19 protein-coding genes and 1 tRNA gene are annotated in these 23,811 nt (G+C 54.7%); 13 read left to right on the top strand and 7 right to left on the bottom strand.

Annotated elements, in window-relative coordinates; genetic code table 11:
• Positions 1-315 precede the first annotated feature (315 nt).
• From HMPREF3171_RS09165 to wecC, 5 genes are read right to left on the bottom strand one after another with little or no spacing between them, the layout of a single operon-like run.
• Positions 316-4,086, bottom strand: a complete 3,771-nt coding sequence (locus HMPREF3171_RS09165) for a glycosyltransferase family 4 protein (protein WP_070484671.1) — start codon at positions 4,084-4,086, stop codon at positions 316-318.
• Positions 4,083-4,643, bottom strand: coding sequence for a hypothetical protein (locus HMPREF3171_RS09170; RefSeq protein ID WP_070484673.1), 561 nt, complete (start codon positions 4,641-4,643; stop codon positions 4,083-4,085). The genes HMPREF3171_RS09165 and HMPREF3171_RS09170 overlap by 4 nt, the downstream gene beginning before the upstream one ends.
• Positions 4,644-4,647: 4 nt before the next feature.
• Positions 4,648-6,270, bottom strand: coding sequence for a hypothetical protein (locus HMPREF3171_RS09175; RefSeq protein WP_070484675.1), 1,623 nt, complete (start codon positions 6,268-6,270; stop codon positions 4,648-4,650).
• A complete protein-coding gene (locus HMPREF3171_RS09180) occupies positions 6,270-6,677 on the bottom strand; it encodes a hypothetical protein (protein WP_070484677.1) in 408 nt (135 codons plus the stop codon). The genes HMPREF3171_RS09175 and HMPREF3171_RS09180 overlap by 1 nt, the downstream gene beginning before the upstream one ends.
• Before the next feature lie 19 nt (positions 6,678-6,696).
• Positions 6,697-7,956 carry a UDP-N-acetyl-D-mannosamine dehydrogenase gene (wecC, locus tag HMPREF3171_RS09185; protein WP_070484680.1) on the bottom strand — a complete coding sequence of 420 codons (1,260 nt, stop codon included), beginning with the start codon at positions 7,954-7,956 and terminating at the stop codon, positions 6,697-6,699.
• A 612-nt stretch (positions 7,957-8,568) separates the two neighbouring features.
• On the opposite strand from wecC, the gene HMPREF3171_RS09190 reads away from it, so the two are divergent.
• Both HMPREF3171_RS09190 and HMPREF3171_RS09195 read left to right on the top strand, forming a co-directional pair.
• Positions 8,569-9,132, top strand: coding sequence for a DUF501 domain-containing protein (locus tag HMPREF3171_RS09190; RefSeq protein WP_070484682.1), 564 nt, complete (start codon positions 8,569-8,571; stop codon positions 9,130-9,132).
• On the top strand, positions 9,129-10,046 hold the full coding sequence (locus HMPREF3171_RS09195; RefSeq protein ID WP_070484683.1) for a Ppx/GppA phosphatase family protein: 918 nt from the start codon (positions 9,129-9,131) through the stop codon (positions 10,044-10,046). Before HMPREF3171_RS09190 ends, HMPREF3171_RS09195 begins: the two co-directional genes overlap by 4 nt.
• Here the strand turns inward: HMPREF3171_RS09195 and HMPREF3171_RS09200 are convergent.
• The gene (locus HMPREF3171_RS09200; RefSeq protein ID WP_246815360.1) at positions 10,043-10,279 is read right to left on the bottom strand and encodes a hypothetical protein; all 237 of its coding nucleotides are present in this window, start codon (positions 10,277-10,279) and stop codon (positions 10,043-10,045) included. The two genes, HMPREF3171_RS09195 and HMPREF3171_RS09200, sit on opposite strands and share 4 nt — an antisense overlap.
• Before the next feature lie 151 nt (positions 10,280-10,430).
• Here HMPREF3171_RS09200 and wecB point away from each other — a divergent pair, with 151 nt between their 5' ends.
• Complete coding sequence (gene wecB, locus HMPREF3171_RS09205; protein ID WP_070484687.1) at positions 10,431-11,588, top strand: non-hydrolyzing UDP-N-acetylglucosamine 2-epimerase; 1,158 nt, start codon at positions 10,431-10,433, stop codon at positions 11,586-11,588.
• A 6-nt stretch (positions 11,589-11,594) separates the two neighbouring features.
• Here the strand turns inward: wecB and HMPREF3171_RS09210 are convergent, their stop codons facing one another.
• Positions 11,595-12,464 carry an alpha/beta hydrolase gene (locus tag HMPREF3171_RS09210; RefSeq protein ID WP_070484689.1) on the bottom strand — a complete coding sequence of 290 codons (870 nt, stop codon included), beginning with the start codon at positions 12,462-12,464 and terminating at the stop codon, positions 11,595-11,597.
• A gap of 113 nt (positions 12,465-12,577) precedes the next feature.
• Here HMPREF3171_RS09210 and HMPREF3171_RS09215 point away from each other — a divergent pair, with 113 nt between their 5' ends.
• The 10 genes from HMPREF3171_RS09215 to HMPREF3171_RS09260 all read left to right on the top strand — a co-directional run bounded on the left by HMPREF3171_RS09215 (position 12,578) and on the right by HMPREF3171_RS09260 (position 23,682).
• Entirely contained in the window at positions 12,578-13,990 is a 1,413-nt protein-coding gene (locus HMPREF3171_RS09215) for a glycosyltransferase (RefSeq protein ID WP_070484692.1), read from the top strand.
• A tRNA-Ile gene (locus tag HMPREF3171_RS09220) sits at positions 13,990-14,063 on the top strand. The genes HMPREF3171_RS09215 and HMPREF3171_RS09220 overlap by 1 nt, the downstream gene beginning before the upstream one ends.
• Positions 14,064-14,103: 40 nt before the next feature.
• A complete protein-coding gene (locus tag HMPREF3171_RS09225) occupies positions 14,104-15,381 on the top strand; it encodes a glycosyltransferase family 4 protein (protein ID WP_070484693.1) in 1,278 nt (425 codons plus the stop codon).
• A gap of 580 nt (positions 15,382-15,961) precedes the next feature.
• On the top strand, positions 15,962-18,016 hold the full coding sequence (locus HMPREF3171_RS09230) for a glycosyltransferase (RefSeq protein ID WP_070484695.1): 2,055 nt from the start codon (positions 15,962-15,964) through the stop codon (positions 18,014-18,016).
• A 37-nt stretch (positions 18,017-18,053) separates the two neighbouring features.
• Positions 18,054-18,956 carry an ABC transporter permease gene (locus HMPREF3171_RS09235; protein ID WP_168161899.1) on the top strand — a complete coding sequence of 301 codons (903 nt, stop codon included), beginning with the start codon at positions 18,054-18,056 and terminating at the stop codon, positions 18,954-18,956.
• Positions 18,940-19,785, top strand: coding sequence for an ABC transporter ATP-binding protein (locus HMPREF3171_RS09240; protein ID WP_070484697.1), 846 nt, complete (start codon positions 18,940-18,942; stop codon positions 19,783-19,785). Before HMPREF3171_RS09235 ends, HMPREF3171_RS09240 begins: the two co-directional genes overlap by 17 nt.
• Before the next feature lie 296 nt (positions 19,786-20,081).
• Positions 20,082-21,545, top strand: a complete 1,464-nt coding sequence (locus HMPREF3171_RS09245; RefSeq protein ID WP_070484699.1) for an HAD-IIIC family phosphatase — start codon at positions 20,082-20,084, stop codon at positions 21,543-21,545.
• A gap of 307 nt (positions 21,546-21,852) precedes the next feature.
• The gene (locus HMPREF3171_RS09250) at positions 21,853-23,028 is read left to right on the top strand and encodes a lamin tail domain-containing protein (protein WP_083292053.1); all 1,176 of its coding nucleotides are present in this window, start codon (positions 21,853-21,855) and stop codon (positions 23,026-23,028) included.
• A 78-nt stretch (positions 23,029-23,106) separates the two neighbouring features.
• Positions 23,107-23,415 carry a hypothetical protein gene (locus HMPREF3171_RS09255; RefSeq protein ID WP_070484703.1) on the top strand — a complete coding sequence of 103 codons (309 nt, stop codon included), beginning with the start codon at positions 23,107-23,109 and terminating at the stop codon, positions 23,413-23,415.
• A gap of 24 nt (positions 23,416-23,439) precedes the next feature.
• Positions 23,440-23,682, top strand: a complete 243-nt coding sequence (locus HMPREF3171_RS09260; protein ID WP_070484705.1) for a hypothetical protein — start codon at positions 23,440-23,442, stop codon at positions 23,680-23,682.
• Positions 23,683-23,811 lie beyond the last annotated feature (129 nt).

Here is a 23,811-nt window from a genome sequence, read left to right on the forward strand (position 1 = left end):
GTCTCCGGAACACCGGTACCAAAAACCCGCATCTGACACGAGGTCTTCCATGACCCCATTGTTGGGGTGTTGTCACTTCGATTAGTCATCGTGTGAAGGTCGAAAAGTTGTCGATAACAGCGAGCTACTTGTGGCCAGTTTTGATTCCGCACAGCTGGTCTAGCTGTATGGAATTTGCTGGGGTATGCGCTGCGAAAGTTGTTTACACTAATTCTCGCGCAGTGATCTGCATTCGAATGAAAAGGCTCCTCACTGGTTTCTCAGCGAATCCAATGAGGAGCCAGCAGTAGTTTGCGACGGCGTAGTTAACCGCGCCTAGAGGGCGGCTGCACGTCTCACCCGGAACTGCGATGTTTCGCCGGTCATTGGGTAGAGACACTTAGCAGCGAGCTCCCCGTCCTCTGATCCAAATTGGGGAGGTTCAGTCCCTTCGGGGACCACCACAGTATCGTTCTCGGCGTCAAGCCACAGAGAAAGCAAATAGTTGGCGTCGGGTATCTCAGTACCATCAAACACTACGAAGTAGTCAGCCATCTGGTGGCCCCTATTAGGAAGTTCGGACACCGGTACGATATCGAAAAGCGATCGTGGCAATGTTTGATTGTTCCATATCGCTTCGGGTTGATCCGTAAAAACAGCGATGCGCTCGAGATCAGGAAGACTCATCCCCGTGTAATCATCAGACGCGGTTTTTGTCTCGTTCGTGATAGGAGCCGCTTGAGTTTCCAGGTGTAAGCGGTTCATATCGAGCTCCACGGGTTGGTAGATCCCACGGAAAGCTAACCGGAGACGATTCTCTATCGGTAGACGGGTGTCCCAGCGAGCAATCGCTCTTACTGCTGAGGGATTGATCTGAAGGAATCTATGCAGGGTTTCAGGATGCGTAACAGCTATTGCATCTGCTTTGCGTGCGACCGACCACATCTGCCGTGGAAGTGGTTCCGAGGATTCCCATATGAAACACGTAGTTGCTCCAAGTAAGCGCGCGCGATCGAAGAGCTTGGTGGCGTCGCACTGTACAGACTCATTATCCTGTTCGATCTGTTTCTTCCACGCTCCCGAACGATTAGCCCCAGGGTGAATAACGGCGATATCGAATGAAGCATCGAGTTGCTCGGCAAAGGAACTAGGTGAAAGGTCCACCACCTGTGCGTGCCTGCTCCACTCTTTACTCAAGGAGCGGTCTGCAACCAAGGCTATGCGCGTATCTCTCAGCGGGCGTTGAATGATCGATGGTGCGTTGGTTCGCTGTAAAGGTCCGTTGCCGTAGTTTGCTGCGTGCGGGCGAGCTGGATCCCAAAGGGGAATGTTGAATGAGTTTTCGCCGACAAAGCCATCCAACTGCCCAACCTCGAAGTGGCCAGGTAGCGTAACGTTAGCCAACGCGACTCTCGCGTCGGTGGCCTGGAAGCAGTTCCATGCAATCTGAGCAGCAAAGTGCGTCCTCAGCTCACCGCGTGATGCCGCAGCGATCCATTCGAGGGTCTGCTCATCGTCGATGAACCACGTGCTTGGAATTCCTACCTGGTCTGCAGCCTGGAGAGCGGGGAGCGCAATCCACCAAGGTCCTTGAACCGCGAGCTCAGCGTGGGTAAGAGCAACAGGGGTAAGTTGTGCCTTCACCATTTCAAACCAACGATCAACCCGTGTGTATCCATCAACGCGGATGTTCAGGTCGTTGGGAGCGTCCAAGGCGACGATCGAGTCGGCTACTGGGGTGTAACCGCTATCACGAATGTATGCGGGCGGAGTTACTCCAACAAAGGTTTCGATAGAGCTCGACAGCTCGGCTTCATCGAAGGTCGCACCACTAGGACGAATGATCGCTATCGGGCCTTTGTTGTTTGCCGGTATCTGAGCAGGTAGAAACTGAGTGAATCGTTTTTCGTCAGCAGCAGCGATGCCACGGAAGAACATCTCTGCGTCTTTCAAGGGGGCACGGAGATCACGCGTCAGCGGGATGTGTTCGTCTAACACGGAGATTGCCGTTTCGGGATCACCATCGTGCCACGCATCCGTCACTGTTCCTAGAACGCGGTCAGCTTCAGTGTTGAAAACCTGCGGTGAACCTTCGGAGCCAGCTAATGAGAAAATGAGCTCCAGCCACTTCGCGCGCACCTCAGTTGTGCTGTAACTATGTGCATGGCGCTGTGCGGCTTCAGATAGATCGGTGAAGTCAGCATCATTCCTGCAGTTCGCGATGAAATTAGCGGCTGCCTCGGTGGAATCGAAATTGAACTGTTCTCCGATAATCTCGTCGGAGCCTTCGCGTCTCCAAGCAATTGGCACAGCGCCACTTGCGGCCCCTTCGATGGCGGAAAGGTGGAACGTCTCTCGAGTAGAAGGAGAAAGCAACCAGCCGATGTCTTGCAACCAGTTCGCGATATCCGGAGAAAATGGCTCGAACACTATGCGTTCGCGCAAAGCCGGATTAGAACCGATGCGGCGATAGAACTCGCGATACGAATCTTGGTGCGCTGACTTTTTCCACTCCCAGCCGTAGTTCCACGGGGCGTGACCTCGAATATGAAGCGTGAAGCGCTTATCTTTTGCAACAAGTCGCTCAAAAAGGTCAAGTGCTCGATCTGGGCGCTTGAGAATCGGGACAATGCCTACTAGACCGATATTGAATCTGGAGTCAGCGGACTTCCGACGGTCGAGGTCACCAAAGTTTACGCTGTTCGGAACGACCACCAGTTTCTCTTCAGGCCACCCTCGCATTTCGATCGCTTTCTGGCGGTAGAACTCTGAAGCGAACACAATTGCGGCGCAATTGTCCACGTTGAGTTCAGTGATCCAGTCTTGTAAAAGCTCATATCCGTGGAGGTGGACGATCAGTTTTTGGTCAGGACGAACATTCTGCGAGTACCAAATAGCATTTTTAGAGGCGAACTCGGCGATAATGACCTCAGCAGACTGCAGTAGGGGCTTACTTTTCTTTGGCTGGGGCTTCGCATTGGCCTCGAACAAGTCGACGTTAAGCGAGATGTCTGCTCGCTGAATCAACGAATCGACTAGGTCGCCAGCGAACTTAAAGTCCGCACCAGCGAGAAGCACACGTACCGGATGGTGCCTTAAAACAGGCGTTCGATTGTAATCCGGCAAATCGGGCTCGAACGAGACCTTGAACGGTGGTGGGTTTTCTACGGAGGGCTGTTCTGTAGGTGCGCTTAGGTTTTCTGCAGATACTTCGTGGGATGCAAGCTGGAGAAGAGCATCATCCGGACGCAATATACTGGAATGCAGACGAACCTCGTCAACAGTAGCGCCCAGGGGGACTACATGAACTGCAGCGTGGTCGCCGGCAGAGTAGGTAGTGCTGTTAATTAAACGAACTCCGGGGTAAACCTCCAGAGGGTTCGTCCAATCGTCCCTGCCGAGGTCGCTGTCGATCACCACGAATTGGGGCGGCCGTTTCGCCAGCGTTGCCTTGCGGATGAGGCTATCGAAGCTATGTGTAGCCCACTTCGGGCCATAACGGTTGAAGTCGAGGACAAATACCTGATCAGCGGACTGCCCCGACGGTCGGATTTTGAGCGAGATAGGTTGGATCAGACGAGTCTTCGACGTAGCAGCGGGGACTCGGCTCTCGACGTAAGCACGAGATTCCGAACTGGCGAAGAGTAGAAGCCGGGATCCAACAGCAACCGTTTGGATGGAATCCAACTTCAGGTTTTTGGGGTTGACTGGTGAGAGAGGATCGTCCTCCACTAACGCCCAATGTGCAGGTTGAATTGACTTTCCGCCTGCTACGTATCGGCTCAGGCTGATTCCCTGCGTTAAGACGACATCATATTGGATCTCTTGATCGTCCAAAGCTTCTCGAAGGACGGAACGGGCATGGTATCGCGGGGGGACGCAACCAGTTTCTGAGGCATTCTCCATTTCATCGGTTGGGGTAAGCACACTTGCTCCGACCGAAAGAAGACCTTGTGTGAGCTCGTCGTTGTTTTGGTTGAGCAGTACGGTGAGCTCAAGGTTCGACTCGAGAATATAGGTCGCAAAAGAGATTACCCACTGGTGGTGGAGTGTGTCCTGGAGAAGGCCGAGATCAGGACAAAAGAGCATTCTTAGGTGGGTTCTCACGCCAAGTTCCTCCCATTCTTGCTTTCAAGAAACCGTTCGAGGATGCTCCACAACTTCGATTGTGGAGCATCCTCCTCGAGGTCTTCCTCTGGAACCTGACCCAAATTGACAGTAGAGGTTGAGCGGATGAAGGACTCATCGACTCCAAGAGGCCGTTGTGCGCGGGGCAGGTAAAAAACGATTCCGCCGCGGGCTCGGATCTGCCTTCCCGTATCGAACACCTCCTGCGCTAGGTACTGACGTGACCCCGAGTCCGCCTTGAACCAAGGGCCGCAGTCAAACGCGGTGTTATCGATGACAAGGCATTCGACATCGCGGGAACGGGCTTGTTCTACGGCTGCACCCGGAACAGCCCATATGGGATCAAAACCATGTGAGGCGAGGTGAGCTCTAAGCTCGGGCGAACCGATAAACAGTATCTGGCCGCCGGCAGTGTAGGTGTTCAGACCAAGGAGTTCAGCAAGCGTAATGCCGTTTGCGGCTTGAGCCACTGCAGGGGTAGAAGAACGCCCCAAGCGTTCGAGTAGCGCCGCAACGTTTCCTGAAGGTGAGCGCATTGACCTAAACCTCCTCGTCTAGCTCAGGGAATTTCTGCAGGACCATATTCCAAAGCACCTCGCGTGCTTCGTATGCGTCGCCAACCGGAGTCTTCACATCGACAGGTTTTTGCGAGAGGATTGAACCGTCTTCCACAAATCCCCAGGACTTAGCGCTTGAACCTGCATAGTCGCTCCACTTCGATGGGAGGTACGGGTTAACGGAGTGGTGGTCGCCGGAGACAGCATCATTAACAATGAGGTAGTCAAGCTTCTCCGTTGTGGCCAAAAACTTGAGGTAGGGGAGAGAAGCGTTGAAAGTAACTTGGCTTTCAACGCCTTTTGCACCGACGCCGTCGTAGGCTCGCTGAACCAGTTCGTCAAACTGCCTCTTTGAGAAGTTTCTTGGGCGTCGGTTTCCCTCAGACGCCGGAATGTAGTTAGTAAAGACGTGAAGATGAACCTTCTGTGCAATTTGCGGGGGCAATGTACGCATTGCTGCAGTCACCTCTCGAATAGAACGGGAGGAGTAAAACTCGCCAAAATACCCTAAATTAAGTTTGGAAGGATCTGGTTCCAGAGGGGAGCTTTCCATTTCGTAGTAACTACGAGGAAGCGTTGGGTGGTTGCTTACTTCTCCGATTCGTTTCACTCGCTCAGCTAGCGTTTCAGATCCCACATGCTCGAGCATCGTGGTTTTCTGGTTTGTGTTCGTAAAAATAATTCGATCTGCAAATGCGTAAGCCAAGTTTTCTGCGAGAGAGAAAACAGTAAGACCGTCTAGCTCTAGGTCCGGGTACGCGTCCGCAAGTGCATCAGTCATGATGGAACTAATTTCGTCAGTTTGAACTACGGTGCCGCGAGGGAGACCTTCAACATCAAGGGATAGAGGGTCAGAAAATTCGGCGACCCATTCAACTTCGGGATTTCGTTGTTTGAAAAGGAAACCGGCGTAAATCGACGGTGCCCACATCGCGCGTGAGTACACCATTTCGTAGTGGGCTTTTTTATGCATGGAATCCGAAACTTCAGCCGCGCGGACAGCAAACGCTTTAAAGGGTTCCCATGAAGCCCACGACGCTGGTAGCGGTAAAAAGTACTTGGATGCAACGTAAGGTTCCGCGATTTTCTCAATCGTCGGATCTTGCTTTTTCTTGTGCAGAAATGAACACGCAACCACGTCAAACGTTGTAGAGAAGTTCCTCAACCGTTTGGAAGCAACGGTCGCACCGGTGTCTTGGAAGGGGGAAAAATTGTAAAGAAGGGCAAGAGCCGTCGTAGGCGGGTGAGCGGCATACCAAGGAAATCCGTCCGGGCAATGAAGCTGGATGAAGTCCGAATATTGTTTTCGGCTCTCTGGATGGGACTCAAAGTGTTTAGGAAGCCAAGAAACTGCTTGTTCGGAAATCTCGGTGAGCGATCTTCTCAGTTGCCAGTCTTGGGTAGCGTTCCGTTCGAGCTCTACCAAGTTGATGAGCGCACATGTCGCCTCGAGATCCATTCCGTGTAAGGAGAATTTACCCGTTGGAGCCCTGAGGCCCAGCAATTTTGAAAGGGCTTCAAAGGCTTCAAGGATACAAGGTTCGTGTGCGTTAAGAATCTCGGCAACAAGCAATTCGTGTCGAGAGTTGAAGCTGGAGCTGGACATTAGAGCTTCCCAGTGATCTTGGCTGCCGCGATACGGGCCAAGCGTGATTCACGCCGCAACTGGTTCACAACCTCACGAATGTCTTGTGAAACATCATCAGTTGCTTTGCTCTGAATTGCGCTTTGTTCTTCGGCCAGTCTTTCTATCTTGCGTTCGATACTTGAAAGTTGATCGATTACCGGCTGACCGTTGAAGGCCGATCCCGACGTCTGAGGAATGCGTCGAATAGCGGACAGCTGCTCCCTCATGCGCAAGTGTCCCACAACAGGCAGAGTTGCTACTGCAAGACCCAGGAAGAGTAAAGCAGCTTGGAAAAGCGCGAAGCCTGCAAGCACTGCTCCGACCAAGGAAAAACCGCTGGCAAGTAGCGTTGTTGCCCTATAAGCAATTTTGTTGTCGATCTTCACGTTTGGCTCCTACCCTGCTTTACACCTGACGTGGCCAAAGGCCCTTTGTATCAATCACCGTTTTATTGCTCAATTCCGGACCGTACAAATCGATAAATTCGTTGTGGTCGACGAGCAGCAAAACTACATCGGCACGGTCGATTGCCTCTTTAACCTCCGTAAGTTGGACGTTGTCAAACTTTGATAGGGAGGATGGCAACGCCGAAATATTTGGTTCAACTGCGAGTATGCGGTTATTGGTGAAGCTCGAGGCGATGTCTTCTGCAATCTTCAGTGATGGCGACTCGCGGAGATCGTCGATGTTCGCTTTAAACGCTAGACCCAAAACGGCAATGTCTGCTTCAGGCTTAATGTGAACAGCCTCTTTAACCTTAGACAGGACCCACTTTGGCTTGTCGTCGTTGATCTCACGGGCGGTGCGGATGATCCGAGAGTTCTCTGGGTCCGAGGAGACGATGAACCAAGGGTCAACAGCAATACAGTGACCTCCAACGCCCGGGCCAGGCTGAAGGATGTTGACGCGCGGGTGGTGATTGGCCAGCTCGATTAGCTCCCAAACGTCAATGCCGAGTCTGTCCGCAATAATCGAGAGCTCGTTAGCGAAGGCGATGTTCACGTCACGGAACGAGTTCTCTGTCAGCTTGGCCATTTCAGCCGTCACATCGTTGGTGGGAAGCAGTTCGCCATCGCAGAAGGAACGGTACACCTGGGTTGCAAGCTCGGTAGCCCGCGGTGACATGCCACCGATAATTCGGTCGTTCGTGCGCAACTCTTCAAGCGCCTTGCCTGGGAGGATGCGTTCTGGGCAATGCGCAAAATAGACAACCGGCTTGCCTTCGGGATTATCGTCTCCATCGGCTGCTAAGTCTGGACGATTTTCCAGGATTCGGTCTGCCATCTGGCGGGTGGTGCCAGGAGGAGAAGTAGACTCAAGGACCACGAGCGCACCCTCGCGCAACTTCGGGGCGATTGAGTCAGCGGCGGAGAAGATGAAGGATGTATCTACTTTGTAGTCATCTGCGAACGGGGTAGGTACGGCTACCACGTAGGCATCAGTTTCGGGCATTTCAGTTTGTGCTTTGAAGTTGCCAGCTTCCAAGGTTGAACGAAGAGCGTCCTCGAGGCCGGGTTCAACAATGGGGGAGGAACCGGAGTTGATTTGGTCGACACGGTCGGCAGACACGTCAACTCCGATAACTTTAACGCCACTTTGTGCGAGTACAACGGCGGTTGGTAAGCCGATGTACCCCAACCCGACAAATGCCAGGGAATCAATCATTGGGAAGCCTCTCCGAGGGTTAGGAAGTATTTTCTCTTTAAGAATTTTAGTCCATGCTAGGTCGGCTTGCGGTTAGCGGTTAGTCTCGACCCCTTATGTGGAAGGGAACTGACCATATTTTTCTAGCGAAGTGCCCCGTCTAGGCATAGTCTTCGTCGAGGTCCGTGACGCATAGATCTCCGAGCGCGGCGCAAGACGGTTACGTTTAGAGGAACGGCTTGTCCAGCTAGGTATCTCTATCGCCGCTCCGATTTGCATACTGTTGTGTTGCTTTGTGGCGCATACGGGGGTGCGCAAGAACCGACCGCGTCAATTGGCGCATCTCTTACTCGGATAAACACGTCAGGAATGCGCCATCGCCGTGTATGGCGGCGACGTTTTTGCCTAAGCAACAAGCCTGCCGTCGCTTGCCTGCGATGAAGGGAGATAAAGTTGTCGAATGTCCGGTGCGCGACCTTCAATTCGAATCGCTTCCGTCCCATCGATGGTGCTCCGCCTGCTAAGGCTTTTAAGGCGACGGTGCCGGAGGTGTACGTCTCTGGGGCTGTCAGGACCATCGAGCCGGTCGCGCCGGGGCAAACGCAGTAGAAAATATGTGGGACAATGAACCGCATGCACACTCCTCCCACAGAAGAACAACTTGCCATCGTCGCAGAGCAACTTGGCCGTACCCCGCGCGGCGTGATCACCATTGCATACAGCACCCCAGATAATCAGCCAGCCGTGGTGAAAACCGCACCCAAGCTTGATGATGGAACCCCGTTTCCCACTCTCTACTACCTGACGGACCCGCGTCTGACTGCTGAAGCATCCCGTCTTGAAGTTGCCCAGGTGATGAAGTGGATGGAAAAGCGCCTCAACGCTGATAGTGATGAGGGGGCGGCACTTCGCGACGACTACGTCGCTGCTCACGAGCACTTCCTTGCAGAGCGCAATGCCATCGAAGACCTCGGCACCGACTTCTCCGGCGGCGGCATGCCCGAGCGCGTGAAGTGCCTCCACGTGCTCATCGCCTACGCGCTCGCCGAAGGCCCGGAGCGCGTCCGCTTCGGCACCGAGGCTGTGGCACTCGCCGCCGAGCATGGCGACCTGCGCGGCACCGCCATCCCTGCCGACTGGCCCACGCTCGCCGACCTCGGCATCACCCTCGCCGAAGCAGGGGAGGGGCTGGCATGACCCGCGTCGCGGCCGTGGACTGCGGCACTAACTCCATCCGCCTGCTCATCCACGACACGGAATCCGGCGAGGTTACCCGCCGCAACGCCATCGTCCGCCTCGGCCAAGGCGTCGACGAGACCGGCCAGTTCGCCCCAGAGGCCATCGAGCGCACCCGCGCAGCGCTCGCAGATTACGTCGACGAGATGCTGCGAGAGAACGTCACCCGCGTGCGCATGGTGGCCACCTCCGCCACCCGCGACGCCGCCAACCGCGAGGACTTCTTCGCCATGACCCGAGAGCTACTCAGCCGGATTCAGCCGACCAGAGTCGCTGAGGTCATCACCGGCGAGGAGGAGGCGGCGCTGTCGTTCGCCGGTGCCACCGCGGACATCGATCCGGCCCGGGGACCGTTCTGCGTAATCGATCTCGGCGGCGGGTCAACCGAGTTCGTCATGGAGGGCCACGCCATCTCCACCCAAATGGGGTGTGTGCGCATCACTGAGCGCATCATGCGCACCGACCCGCCCACAGCGGAGGAGACCACTAAGGCGCGCTCACTTATCGACGAAAAAATCGCCGACGCCGCGTCCACCATCCCCTTTGCAGACGCGCGGACGTTTGTGGGTTGCGCGGGCACCTTTACGACGCTCTCCGCGCTTGCGCAGGGGCTGGATAGCTACGACCCCGAACGCATCCACATGTCGGAGATCCCCTTCGAGCGTCTCCGTGAAGTAACCGCTGACCTCCGCTCCAAGACCGCGGCGCAACGCAACGAGAACCCCGTCGTCCACCCCGGCCGCGCCGACGTAATCGGCTCCGGAGCGACCGTGGTGGAGCAGCTCATGGACGCCTTCGAGCGCGAAGCCGGTGCTACCAGCTTCATCGTCAGCGAAAAAGACATCCTCGATGGGATCGTCGCCGGACTGGCCTAATCTTGGTCCGGCTCGTAGATCGTGTCCTCGATCTGCTTGTCCGAACCGCCACGCAGCTTATTGCCCTTGCGCAGGTTCTTCACCTCGCGCATGCGCGGCTCCGGATCGATCTTGTTCGCGATAGCCCGGCGGGCGGAGGAGGTGACCTGCTTGGTTACCGGCGAGTTGGCGACAGCCTGCGCCGCGTTGACGATCTGGTGGTAGCGCTTCCGGCCGGCTTTCGTGCCGAGCACATATCCGGCGGCGGCCCGACAACGTATTGGTACATGGTGGTCAGGGTACAGCGAAAAGCGGGGCGGGAAGCTTGCCCTTGGCCCACCTGACAAACGTTGCTGTACTAAGTTGTAGTGAGTATCCCTGTGACGAACGACCCCTAAGGAACCTATGTCGGACAAGCCCAAGATCATGACCGTCTACGGCACCCGCCCGGAGGCCATCAAGGTTGCTCCGGTTGTTAGTGCGCTCCAGAACGACGTTCGTTTTGAATCGGTCGTGGTCTCGACCGGCCAGCACCGCGAAATGCTGGAGCAGGTGAACAAGCGCTTCGGCATCACTCCGGACCACGACATGGCGCTGATGAAGCCGGGGCAAACTCTCAACGAGTTGGTGGCGCGTGCGATTCAGGGGCTTGACCCGATTATCGAGGAAGAACAGCCGGACGTCATCATCTCCCAAGGCGACACCTCGACGGCGATGGTCGCAGCGCTGGCTGGTTTCCACAAGGGCGTGAAGATTGTCCACCTCGAGGCTGGTCTGCGCACCGGGAACATTTTCTCGCCATTCCCTGAGGAAGCAAACCGCAAGATCATCGGCCAGATTGCTTCGCTCCATCTGGCTCCCACAAACGAATCGCGTGAGAATCTTCGCCGGGAGAACTTCCGTTCCAAGGACATCGTCGTTACGGGCAACACCGTCATCGATGCCCTGCTCGCGGCGTCGGAATGGGATGTCAAGTTCGAAGATCCGCGGCTGGAGGAGATTCGGAACACCGACCAGAAGCTTGTGCTGGTTACCACCCACCGCCGCGAGAACCTCGACGCTATGAAGGAAATCGGTGGGGCAGTCCAGGACCTCGCGAAGTCCTATCCGGATCACATCTTCGCCCTGCCGCTGCACCTCAACCCGAAGGTGCGAGACGCGGTTCTCCCGGAAGTTGAGGATCTTCCAAACGTCATCATCACGGACCCGCTGCCGTATGACCAGTTCACTGCGCTGATGAGCCGCGCTTACCTCGTCCTCACAGACTCGGGCGGCGTGCAGGAAGAAGCACCTTCACTCGGTAAGCCTGTGCTCGTAATGCGCGAGAATACTGAGCGACCGGAAGCTGTGGTGGCCGGAACAGTGAAACTCGTTGGCACGGATCGCCAGCGTATCGTGGCGGAAGCTAGGAACTTGCTCGATCAGCAGGCTGCTTACGAAGCGATGGCCAACGCAGTTAACCCCTACGGTGATGGGAGAGCTGCAGACCGCGCAGTCGCTGCGATTGCCGAGCTCGTTGGTGTCGGCCAAAGAATTGACGAGTTTGAACCTGAGCTTGGTTAGGTTTTGTTAGGGGAATTCGAAACCGTCCTCGAAGTCCTCTTCCCTCATTAAACTGCTCCATTCGCCATTAAAGCTGAGAGCGAATTTCAAGACTAGCTCTTGGAGCTCTGGGGGAGGTGCCGCGTGTCCGTTTCCCCAGTCACCCTGCAACGTGCACCATTTTTCTGCATAAAGGGCTTCGAACTGTGTTGCCCACGGTAGATAATGGTTTTCAATATGAAATTGGTCTCCTCGGTTTTGGAGAAAAAGGGCATAATTCAAAAACGAGTCGCTGTAAAGTTCGAGTAAATCTGTGACCGCTTCTAACGGAAGTGGAGGATGGCCATTCCAGCAGGTGTTGAAGTATTGAGTGACCTTGTCTGCATGGTAAGCGGTGATATTGGTTTGCGGGTTGATCGCGACAGCCAACGAGCCTGGTAGCTCATGTGCATAGTAAAGCGCTGCGTAACCACCTGCCGAAGATCCTTGAAAGACGATGTTTCTAGCTTCGATGGACGACGCTACATGCCGGATCAGTTGAAGTAGATCATGTTGGAGGCTTCGTGATTTGTCTCCAGCGAACCATCCGATTGGAATGCCGAAATCAAGTGACGGGTCTGATAAATAGAGAATCGACGCTTCGAGGTCGTGTGTGATTGACTGCCCGACAAAAATGGGAAGGGTCGAAGTTGCCGGATCCGCTGCAGCGTGAAAAACAACGACGAGATTGGGCGTATTGCGCCGAATTAGCTGAAGGTCAAGAGTGCCCATGCCGTAGGAAATAGTGGAAATACCGGTGAGCGGTTCACAATTGATGAATTCCTCCAGGTCCCGATACAAATACACATTGCCGCCTGAAGTGGGGGCGTAGCGAGCATAGTTTCGCTTGAGGGGCATGTTCACCTTTCAGATGGGTGGATTCGACTATCGTAGCTAACCTGATTACAACTAATGGAGATCGAACGGTAACCGGAAATCGTGGTTGCCTGACATCAACGGAGAGTCGAAGATTGAAGCCAACCTTTTTCGGTCAGACACGATATAGCCTCTACATTCCGGACTCCGGTGCTTGGCGGGCAAGTTCCGCCGGCGGACAGGGAAGAGGGGAATACCAAGACTATTTGTATGCCCCTGAGCGATTAGATTTTCGCGACAAGATTTTTACGGAATTCACTGCTCCTGCGTTGGCGGATGCCGCGGAAAAGCACGATGTCTGGCATATTGTCTCTTACTCTGAGTCTCTGCCGGAAAAGTACGTTGAGTCGCTTAGGCGGACTGCGGATAAGTTTCCGTTTCTAGTCTTACAAGAGCTGGCTGATGGTGTCGGAGACTGGGGGCCCTCAGAGCGCATTATCAAAGAGAAGATGGGATCAGGAGGAGTGTTTGGGCGCTACCGGCTCGATGATGATGATGTGCTTTCTAAGCACTACTTCGACCTCGTAGAGCGCTTCGTAAAACCTGAGTATGTAGGCATGGTTGTTAGTTTGCCGCGTGGAATTGAAGCGATCTATTCGAATGGGCACTATTTCAATTTTCGTGAAGCGCACGTACCCATGAATTCAATGGGGATGCTCTACGTATCAGAATTGAGTGAGCTAGGAACCATTCGGGCTCCTCGGGCGGGTGCCCATGACAAGGCAGACCGATTAGCTCCGGTCATCATGGATGCGAGCGAGATCGGATATTTACGCACTAACCACGGCGGTCAGGATAACTTGCTGCGTCATCAAGCCGAAATCGTATCCGACAGATTGGTGACCAATATGGACAAGTTTCCGGCAGTACCGTCTACCGACTTGATCCGTAAAAATTTTCCCTCGGTGGCACCAAAGGTGCTGGGTGATGAGAGAGTAGTGGAAAAGCACGGCACGTGGAAGCTCGGGGACGGTATTCAGATTTCAATTGACGGCAATTCCAGCGGAATTACCGTAACCCTCTCTGGAGACGCGCCTAAAGGTATTCGAAAAAATCCTTTGGCTCTTTCTCTGGATCTTGAGTCTCCAGGAGGAAGAGGTATTCGGTCCGGAGCCACCCTGAAAGGTCTTGCTACGTCAATCAACCCGGGTATCGGTCAGTTCGTTTACTTTGACGTTAAACCTGGATCTTTTAGCGCATCAGCGAGCGCTTTTCTCGCCGATGGAGTGAGAATTCGTGCTGCGAAGGTTGTGCCTCTGGTCCCAGAAGCACGTGAAGTGCGTATCAATTCGTGTGTTGTGGACCAGGAGGGTGATGGGGTCGATTTTTCGGACCTAAGCGCTGTCCAAGCAAAGGCCGCCTCATTACGCGCGCAGGCGAAAACTAGTATTCGTGACTTCGGGGTTCGGGCGTGGCCGAATCTCAAGCCGATATTGGTCAGCGCACTCGGGGTAGATAGAACTAATCGTTTGAAGGAATTCGTAGCTGCTAAACTCAAATCGATCTAGGGGCTATAGCTCAGTCGGTTAGAGCTGCGGACTCATAATCCGTTGGTCGCGGGTTCGAGCCCCGCTAGCCCCACACGGGAATGTTTCGGCGCTGACGCGGAGGGAGGCTGGGCGTGAGAATCCTTGTTCTGTCTCATTACTGGTACCCCGAGAACGGCGTTCCGCAGAGAAGATGGACTTGGCTTTCTGAGATCCTCCAGAACGCCGGTCACGAGGTCACGGTCATTGCACCGGCGCCTCATTACAAGCGATCGGTTCCATTGAGGGAGTGGTTCGCCTCCGGGGGTTTTAAACCAACTCTTGAGACTGAGCGCGGGCCTAGCGGAGAAGCCATCCTTCGTTCGAGCTACTTTCCTTCGGGGAGTTCTCTGACACAGAGGATTTTCAATCAGGGGTGGTCTGCAGTGGGGATGGTACTGGCATTGTCCAAGCTCTCATCCCGGTCGCGTCGATACCGCCCAGACATTGTCATTGGAACCGTGCCAGCCTTGCCTACAGCAGCGGTTTCTTACCTGGCGGCGAAGAAATTTTCTGTACCGTACATCATTGATTTGCGAGATGCCTGGCCAGCATTGTTCAAAGAAAGTGGGAGCTGGAATGCGGGAACCGGTACGCCTTCATTGCGAGAGCGGCTGTTGAAGCGAGGACTATTCCAACTACTTGTGTTCTGCACAGAAGCGATGATCGAAGGTGTATTGAGTCAGGCATCTGGAATCATTACGACCTCATCCGAACTTGAATCCGTTGTATCTAAGCAACACCAAGTGCCGACGGCCACGGTACGAAACGTGTTCCCCAGTCCCGCCTTCCAGCGGAGAAGGAGAGTCACTCACCCGGGCGAATTGAATGTCCTTTACGCGGGCACCCTCGGACGGGCACAGAGGTTAGAGAATGCATTGCATGCTGCAAAGATCGCGAAAGAGAGGGGAGTCCAGGTCAACCTCAAATTCGTTGGTGACGGCGCGACTTGGGATGCCTTGATAGAACAGGCGAGCGCATTAGAAATCGGTCTCCAGATTGAACACCAACTTAACCCTGAAGCGTTGAATAGCTGTTACGACTGGGCGGATACCGCATTAGTGCATCTAACAGACTGGGAATCGTTGGATGCCGCTGTACCTTCAAAAACCTATGAATTGATGTCGAACAGCATTCATATCAGTGGTGTGGCCCGGGGAGAAACAGCACGAATAATTTCGGAGCTGGAAGCTGGCGATGTTGTTTCCCCGAATGACCCCTCTGCGTTAGCAGAACTGTGGGTCGCTCTTTCAACTGACAGTTCGCGACTGGAAGTGAGCGACAAAGGGAGGCGCTGGGTAGAAATGCAGCGACAACACGAAGCACCACATGCGCTCATCGGTTTGTTAGAGAACGTTACAGGGGCGTCATGAGAATTCATTCTCTGCAAACATTGCCACCCGTTACAGACCCGGCGGTCGTAATCGTGAATTCAAACTGTTTCGGTGTTGATCTCACAAGTTTTGAAAGCCGATCGGTTTTCCTGCGCTCTGTCCCTGAATCGCACCCTGAGGATTTACCTTTGGTAGTGGTCAATCCCACCCCTGCGATGGTACAAGAGCTGCATAAAAAAGGAGTATTTGAAAGCCAGTCCTATATAGAAATGCGGGCAAACTCGACGGGGTTTTCCGACTTGGTCCTGTGCCTATCGGAATTTGACGATCTTGCAGTATCGGGGACGTTTTCAAGCCAGGAATGGTTCAGAGTCCGTGTTCAAAGAAGTACCTCGTCGGATCGCTCAGGACAGGATTTGACCGTGGGGTTGAAGGCATCTTCGTTAACCTCAGCAGCGGAAGCGTGGTCGCCGGTAGCCGAAACTCACAACACGGGCGTAGCAAGCTCAACTCTCATATCAGACGTAGTGCAAATTGCGACGCGCATAAGTAAGCCAATAAAGCCGTACCTCCCCGCCCCGGTAGTCCACATCCTCTACAAAATCCTTGGAGTAATTCGATGATCGACGAACTTCGCAGTGTGTCGGTTGTGATACCAACACACGGCGGCTTAGAGCGTCTGCCACGCCTACTGGCTTCGCTGGATCGCCAAACTCTTGACCGAGACTACTGGGAAGTCGTTTTTGTGTGTAACGGGGTCGACGACGGCTCAGCTCGCCTCTTGCACGAGTGGGGCGATCAGTCGGACGTCAAATCGAGGGTACTTGTTACTCCTGAGGTTGGTGCGGGGTTGGCACGAAACCTTGGCATAGCGAACGCTCGTAAAGACGTCATCACTTTTGTCGACGATGATGATTGGATTGAACCGCGTTTCGTGGAGGTTGGTCTTTCAAACACGACGGAAAGCTGCATCGCACTGTTGCCTATCAAGAACGAAACTGTTAGAGGTATCAGTGACGAAAACTCCTTAAACGCACGAAGGGCAATGCTGGCGGGTTCAACCGTTCCCGTTCGCGATGCTGTTTGGACTTTGGGTTTCAACGCATGCAAATTCGTTCCCGCAAGACTGCTCAAGCAATGGCGTTATAGCGAAAACCTCGCATCTGGCGAAGATGTAGCTTTTTTTGCCAACCTCCTTCGGGTGCCAAATCTGCATTTGGTCATCCCTCAGGATGACGATAATGCTGCTTATGTGAGGGTTGTCCGCGAAAACTCGGTATCACGACGAGCTCAAAGCTTTGACTTCAACGTCGCTCAACGGTTGGACGTGATCGCAGAGCTTCGGAGAATTCCGGTTGCGCTTGAAGCAGAAAAAGCACTTGACTCGCTCGTTTCTTCCCAATTTAGGTTCGTATCCGAGTGGCTCGGAAGTCGGCCAGGGGATCTTAAAGAAGCGGCAAATTATTCGATTGCCGTTGGCGCCTATGGGCTTGACTGGAAGCGCATTCACCGTCGATCGACCAAAAGACTTGTCTTTTCGTACTGTTTCCCACCCTTCGCAGATCCAGCTGCCAATGTTGTGGCAAAGCGGATTGTAGAAAGGCAAGAAGTCGTAGACGTAGTTAGCGCCGACATGTCCCCGGTTCGAAAGCTCGATCACTCCACACAGCTGTTGGTAGATCCCTGGATACACAGGCATGTAACGATCAAGGGGTACCCGTCATTCTCATCTTGGCCAACCATTGCCTCATTTGGGCAGAAGGCCGTCCGAGCTGCACGTGGAACATATGACACGGTGTATTCGCGCGCACTTTGGTCGGGCTCACACGTCGCCGGCGCGTTGTACAAGATCAAGTATCCGACAGTGAAGTGGGAGGCTGAGTTTTCGGACCCGATGCGATGGGACGCGAAAGGGGATCCACGGCCGGGAGGTCCGGCGAGCGGGCGAGTGGCGCGCAGGCTGCAGCGCTGCATTGAAACGGCAGGGTGGCAGAGCGAATTGCATACGTGTCGGGACAGTCATTTCGCGCTGACTGAATTAGCTACATTATGCCTGGCTGATCAGTTGGTGTTTACTAATCAAAATCAGCTGAATCTGATTCTGTCGTCGTATGGTGAAGCCTTCGCTGAAACTGTTTTCGCAAAGTCATCGGTGCAACCCCAGCCAGTGCCGCCTGAGGAGGCATACCAGTCGGCTACGGTGGATTTGCGGTTGGATCGAAGTAAGCTGAATCTGGCTTATTTCGGTAATTTTTACGCCAATCGTGGATTAGGGGATTTTGCAGACGCTCTCGACTTTCTTACACCTGAGCAAGCTGAACAAGTTGTCCTCCATGTTTTTTCAGTTGGCGCGAACGGGCCGGTTATGCGGGAGCTTATTCGTAGTGGACATATAGTCCATCACGAGACACTGAACTACCTTGAATTTCTCTCGGCGTGTAAACAGTTCGATGCTTTGTTAGTTGTCGACACAGCTACAGCAGGAACCACTTACTTTCGGAATCCTTTCCTTCCGTCGAAGCTGTCGGACTATATGGGATCTGGTACCCCGGTGTGGTCGATGATCGAACCGGGTTCGCCGTTGTCGGAAGCTCCGACCCAGTTTGTCTCCGAACTTGGCTGCACGGAACAGACTGCGCGAGAGTTAATTCAAATTGCTTCGCTGCGCGAGTAAACTCAGCGAGTGCACAAATCCGTGGTCGATGGAGGCAATGTTGGATACAACCCGCCATGCGCAACCTGAAGCGGTTGAGGGGCGGTCAGGCCCCACATTCATAGTCAATACGGCTAGTTTGCAGTCTTTGCAAACGCGGCCGTCTTTTGCCGAGTACTGTAGGCAGCTTTGGGATAGACGCGCGTTTATCTGGACGGATGCTCGGTTTAAGGCGTTGCGGACCACGAAAGACTATCGGCTTTGGCGTACCTGGCTTGTACTGCAGCCACTGCTCGATGTCGCGTTCTACGCGTTTCTGTTTGGGCTCATTTTGAAAACCTCACGCGGCATCGACAACTTCGTGGGCTTTCTTATTTTGGGTGTCATTTTTATGAGGATGATCGTTGGGCAGATGACGCAAGGCATTATGCTCATTCGGAATTCGCGTGGAATGATTCAGACTTTCACATTCCCCAAGGCATCACTCGCCATTTCTCAAACATTGCGTAGCATGCTCGACAACATACTCCCAGGGCTAATGGCGGTACTAATGGCGTTAGCCGCGCAGCATTTTTCGCCGCTGAACTGGTCTATCGTTCTCGTGATTCCGCTTTTCGCCCTGCTGCATATCTTTGGGTGTGGCCTCATGCTGGTAACGGCGCGTCTTACAGCGGTTATTCCCGATGCCAGAGCCCTAATTAACTTTTTTTCCCAGGCATGGTTCTTTTTGTCTGGCGTGATGTTTTCGATTGACCGGTTTGTCAATCACCCGACGCTCCACGAGGCGATGACGGCTAACCCGGCTTACATATTCCTCACGGCAATACGTGGCTCGGTTCTTTACCAAGCGCCACCTACTCTCGAAACATGGGGCACCTTGATCGCCTGGTCTACCGGCACATTTCTCGTAGGAATGATCTACTTTTGGCAAGCGGAGGCGCGGTATGTGCGACTCAGCTGATAAAGGAATTACCACGCGCTTCGACGCGCCTTCTGTAGCCGTTGCGAATGCTACAAAGACCTACGTTATCGGACGTGGGCGATCAGAGGATGTCTCGGCGATACGGTTAGGTCGCCCAAAACGAACGGTAGAGGCCCTGAAGGGTGTTTCCTTCGTTGCCCAGCCAGGCGAAACGATAGGAATTATCGGGCTAAACGGATCGGGCAAATCCACTTTGTTGCGCCTTATCGCCGGTGCGGAAGAACCAACAAGTGGCCAGGTTTTGGTGCGGAAGAAGCCCATGCTCCTGGGCGTTTCGCCTGCTCTACATGGAGACCTCACCGGGGCACAAAATGTATATCTGGGGTGTCTTGCGTTGGGGATGCCCGCCGATAAAGCAAAAGAGCAGATCAAACTAATTGCTGAATGGACTGAGCTTGGCGAGGCGATTGACCGTCCCATGTCAACGTATTCCTCTGGCATGGGTTCGAGGCTCAATTTTGCAATTTCGACTGCAGTTGAACCCGATATTTTGCTTGTCGATGAGGCGCTATCTACGGGTGATGCGGCATTTGGCGCGAAAGCAAAAGAGAGAATCAACGGTGTAATTGAGCGCGCAGGCAACCTTTTTCTTGTCTCGCACAGCATTGGCACTGTTGAAGATCTGTGCGAACGTAGCATCTGGATCTACAAAGGTGAAGTAATCGCTGACGGTCCCACCTCAGAGGTGTGCCCTAAATACCACGAGTGGGCGCGGCTGATGGGCAAACAGGACAAACGGCCAGCATTTGAATACTTGAACGAAGTGAGTTTGGGCTATAAGTGTCCAAAAATTGAGTTTTTCCAGTGAGGGGGAATTCAATGTCATTTAGTGCTTTATCGCAAACACGAAGTGTGACCAAGTAAGTCAGCCAGGGACTAACGGTGCCGTTACGAGCGGAACAGCTAACTAGCTTGTAAGAAAACCAGCGGTGCTCGCGCCGAATCAGAGTTCGTCGCCGAGAGAACGAGCAAATTTTAGAATTGGTAACGATGGGGCGCACTGGTAGTCGCTGAGTATTGCGTGTTTCGTATGTGTGAACTAGCCTCATAGAAAATGCGCTTAAGTCTTCGCGCTCAAGTCGGAGACAGGTTCGGTGGAGGATCATGCTTAAACTAATTATTTGGGATCTCGATGACACGCTCTGGCGTGGGACTCTGGCAGAGGGGGATGATGTCGAACTCTTTGCTGAGCGTGCAGCTGCTATTAAGGAACTAAACAGTCAAGGAGTTGTGAACTCCATTAGTTCCAAGAATGACTACCAAACTGCGATGGCAAAGCTTGCAGAATTTGGTCTCGAGAACGAATTTGTTTTCCCAGAGATTGGTTTTGTAGCTAAGGGGCAATCCGTCCAGAGGATCATCGCGGACATGAACCTTAGGGCACCGGATGTTGTGTTTGTTGACGATAATCCTCACAATTTGCAAGAAGTTGCGTCTGTAGTAGATGGCATCACTACCTACGACGCGACAACGGTCGAATTCGATAGGTTTCTAGCGAATGCTGTCGCCGAAACTGTCGGAGGAAAATCTCGGGTTGAAAAGTATCGCATTATGGAGCGGAAGAGGTCTGCTCGTGAGGAACTCCAGGGCAATAATGAGGATTTCCTTCGCTCATCTGACATACGAATGACGGTAGTTCGAACACAAGAGAACTACCAGTTTGCCGGTAGGCTCGAAGAACTTGTCAATCGAACGAACCAGCTCAACTTTTTAAAGACCAGGATCGAACCCGGCACCCTAGCTCCATTCATCGTGGATCTTGGGAAAAACCAAGTGTATTCGCTCTTTGTGTGGGACAAGTTCGGAAATTACGGTCTCGTCGGGTTCGCATTTGTCCGGACAAACACCAAGGAACTTAGGCATTTTACTTTTTCTTGTCGAATTATGAATATGGGCATCGAAGAAGAATTTGCGTGGTACTTGCATAATGCTCCTGACGGACCGCGCGTGCCTGTTGAAAAGCTGCCGATATCGCCGGTCCATCATGACTGGATTCGGACCATTGACTCGGACGATCCGGAGGCGCGGAAGGCAATTGCGGCTGCGACGGGAGATGGCGAGAACTCGGAGCAGCCTGAAGTTCGAATTATGGCCAACTGTCAGTCTGGCTCAATTGCTCACTACTTGAAAACCGATAAAACCTTGGCGGTCGACAATTGGCCCAAAGCATTTCGTTTAGCAGACTGGGCAAGCGATCGAGATATGCGGGGGATTTGGTCGCCACAGATGGTTTATGGAGCATTTGTAGACTATCAAGAGCGGATATGGTCGGCCGAGGGGGGCGTAGAAAAGTACCAATCTCTAGTTGGAGAGTTTATTGCCGAGTGTGCGGCTAACGAGGCCAGTCTGACGGTATTGCTTCCAAGTGATGTGACTGATGCTGCGAATGGCACCCATTATGACTACTCCCGTCTGAACGAGGTCTGGAGGCAGGCGGCTAGGGAACATCAATTTGTCGAGGTAGTCGAGTTGGACGATCATATTCGCGGAAGTGTGGCGGACCCGCGGCACTTTACCAGAGATACATTTATCGCCATTTCGGAGATACTTGATAGACGCCTTGGATAGACCACTATAGAGTCGCGCAGAGTTCGACAGCTTTCGCTTTACTTCCAAATTGGGGAAGAGCTTTGCGGGCACCAGAATACCCGCGACTCTCTGTGAGAAGGCGTGGCGTGCACGATGGAGTACCTCCGAAATGAGCCGATCAATGTGCGGCTGTAGCGGCAAACCCTCGCGTCCACCTACCTAACTGCCTAAGAGGATTAAGTTAATTCACATTTCACCTTAAGGTAATATCAGGTTCTCATTGCACCTATAAGTTTCTTTGCATGCGCCCCAGAAAGGGGCGCAACGTATTGCTAAGGAACTGAAAATGGGAATTCGGAAACGGGCGGTGCGCGGTTGTACCGCCCTCGTGTCCAGCGTCGTCATTGCGCTGCCGATGGTTGCGGCGGTGGCGCCGGCGAAGGCTGCGGACGCGGCTGCGCAACCAGGCGGCCAGGTGGTCATCAGCGAGATCGCAAACGGTAGCCCCGGCGGCTACCATGACAACTTCATTGAAGTCGCCAACTGGGGTGATGAGCCTGTGGACGTCACCGGCTGGAAGCTGTTCCGGTGCACCGGCACCGGCTCGGTGGCGTCGGCGCCGCTGAACACGCTTGAAGGTACGATCGGCGCGGGGGAGCGTTGGGTGTTCGCCAGGGAGAGCGATCAGTCCACAATCGTGGACGCGGACGTGAAGCAGCGCTACACAACATCGCTGGCCAACGAGTCCTACGGCGCGCTGCTGCGCGATAGCTCGGGCGAGGACGTCGATGCCGTCGCGGTCCAATCCCCGGGCACCGCCAACCAGGCGTGCGCCGAGGGTACCGTGCTGGCCAACACTACGGACTCCGCCGCCGGCGAAAGCTTCCAGCGCACCCAGGACACCGACGACAACGCCGCGGACTTCATCCGCGCGCCGCGCACCCCGGGCAAGGAGAATGCCACCGAGCCGTCGACGGCGCCGAAGCGCGGCGACGTGCTCATCTCCGAGGTCGCGCACACGGGCGCGGACGGGGAGGGTCTGATCGAGATCGCCAACCTCGGCGATACGGAGGTCGATGTCGCGGACCTGCGCGTGGACGTGGTCAACCAGTTCGGGCGCCGTTTTAATGGGTATGTGTGGGCGGGGCGGATGCCCGTCGAGAAGCTTGGGCCCGGAGAGGCTGTCGTTGTGCCGCGCGATGAGGGCGGCCGCGGCTTCACCGAGGGGGCTGCGGGCGTGGTGCTGTACGACGCCTCCGGTGCCGTCTGGGACCGTGTCGCCTGGGCGGACAACCAAGACTCCGCGGCTGCGGACGGCACGCCGCTGCCGTATGCCAGCCTGGACGCCGCAGACGGCGTGTCCTACCAGCGCACCTCCAACACCGGCGACAACGCGTCGGACTTCGTGGCCGCGAAGCGCACCCCGGGCGCGATCGAGGTGAGCGAGGCCGCCGAGGAGAAGATGCCCGAATACACGCACGAGGAGCCGCACACCACCGGCGGGGCGAACGTGCTGGTCTAAGAAAGGACAAATACCGGCTCGGACGGCAATGGCGACATCTTTCTCGAACTGCAGAACTACGGTGATGCGTCGCAAGACATGACCGGCTGGAGCGTGTACCGCTGCATCGGCACTGGCATGCGCGCGTCCGTGCAGCAGGTTTTCGCCGAGCAGCTGGACGGCGTGGTGTTGGAGCGGCCAGCGTTTCACGGCGGGCCGCTCTGCGCAGGCGGACGCGGACATTCGTGCAGCGCAGGACACCACTTCGACATCTCCTTTGCCACCCAGTACGGCCTGCTCGTTTCCGACCAGGACGGCAAGATCGTGGACCGCGTTGGTTCCGCACGCGCGGACGTGGAGAGCTTTTGCTGCATGGGGCAGCCACTTCCCGGCGATCCGTACCGGTAGAAGGTAGAGCAGCCGCATGAGGGGATGCATCTGTTGTCGTCGGCGCTTGATGGGGCGGTCGGGGTGAAGGTGCTGGGGATTCAGCCGGCCGGCTCGGACGTTGACGTGCGGCTGGTACAGGCCTCCTATCTGCTCATGGATGGGGACACCCTCACGCCAGAGGCCGTGATGGCTGCTGCGGCGCTGACGGAGGTGCGGACGCAGGCGGTTGCGGTGACGGGGCGTTGGACCGGTTGCGGGCTTCGAGCGAGCCGTTGGAGTGTGTGATTGTGGGTGCGGGTGTGCAGGGGCGGGCACATGCGCGCACAATAGAGGACGTGCTTGATGGAGTGTGGGGGTATTGGTGACGTCTATCTCGCGGAGCGAGTGTCGATTCGGGGTAGTTGGTACCGCGAG

Source organism: Corynebacterium sp. HMSC08F01, assembly GCF_001807545.1.
GTDB classification, from domain to species: domain Bacteria; phylum Actinomycetota; class Actinomycetes; order Mycobacteriales; family Mycobacteriaceae; genus Corynebacterium; species Corynebacterium coyleae.

Coding starts and splice junctions, on each gene's coding strand:
- HMPREF3171_RS09170 (WP_070484673.1), bottom strand. CDS start 4,643: ATGCGCTCACCTTCAGGAAACGTTGCGGCGCTACTCGAACGCTTGGGG.
- HMPREF3171_RS09175 (WP_070484675.1), bottom strand. CDS start 6,270: ATGTCCAGCTCCAGCTTCAACTCTCGACACGAATTGCTTGTTGCCGAG.
- wecC (WP_070484680.1), bottom strand. CDS start 7,956: ATGATTGATTCCCTGGCATTTGTCGGGTTGGGGTACATCGGCTTACCA.
- HMPREF3171_RS09190 (WP_070484682.1), top strand. CDS start 8,569: ATGCACACTCCTCCCACAGAAGAACAACTTGCCATCGTCGCAGAGCAA.
- HMPREF3171_RS09195 (WP_070484683.1), top strand. CDS start 9,129: ATGACCCGCGTCGCGGCCGTGGACTGCGGCACTAACTCCATCCGCCTG.
- wecB (WP_070484687.1), top strand. CDS start 10,431: ATGTCGGACAAGCCCAAGATCATGACCGTCTACGGCACCCGCCCGGAG.
- HMPREF3171_RS09210 (WP_070484689.1), bottom strand. CDS start 12,464: ATGCCCCTCAAGCGAAACTATGCTCGCTACGCCCCCACTTCAGGCGGC.
- HMPREF3171_RS09230 (WP_070484695.1), top strand. CDS start 15,962: ATGATCGACGAACTTCGCAGTGTGTCGGTTGTGATACCAACACACGGC.
- HMPREF3171_RS09235 (WP_168161899.1), top strand. CDS start 18,054: ATGTTGGATACAACCCGCCATGCGCAACCTGAAGCGGTTGAGGGGCGG.
- HMPREF3171_RS09240 (WP_070484697.1), top strand. CDS start 18,940: ATGTGCGACTCAGCTGATAAAGGAATTACCACGCGCTTCGACGCGCCT.
- HMPREF3171_RS09245 (WP_070484699.1), top strand. CDS start 20,082: ATGCTTAAACTAATTATTTGGGATCTCGATGACACGCTCTGGCGTGGG.
- HMPREF3171_RS09250 (WP_083292053.1), top strand. CDS start 21,853: ATGGGAATTCGGAAACGGGCGGTGCGCGGTTGTACCGCCCTCGTGTCC.
- HMPREF3171_RS09255 (WP_070484703.1), top strand. CDS start 23,107: ATGACCGGCTGGAGCGTGTACCGCTGCATCGGCACTGGCATGCGCGCG.
- HMPREF3171_RS09260 (WP_070484705.1), top strand. CDS start 23,440: ATGCATCTGTTGTCGTCGGCGCTTGATGGGGCGGTCGGGGTGAAGGTG.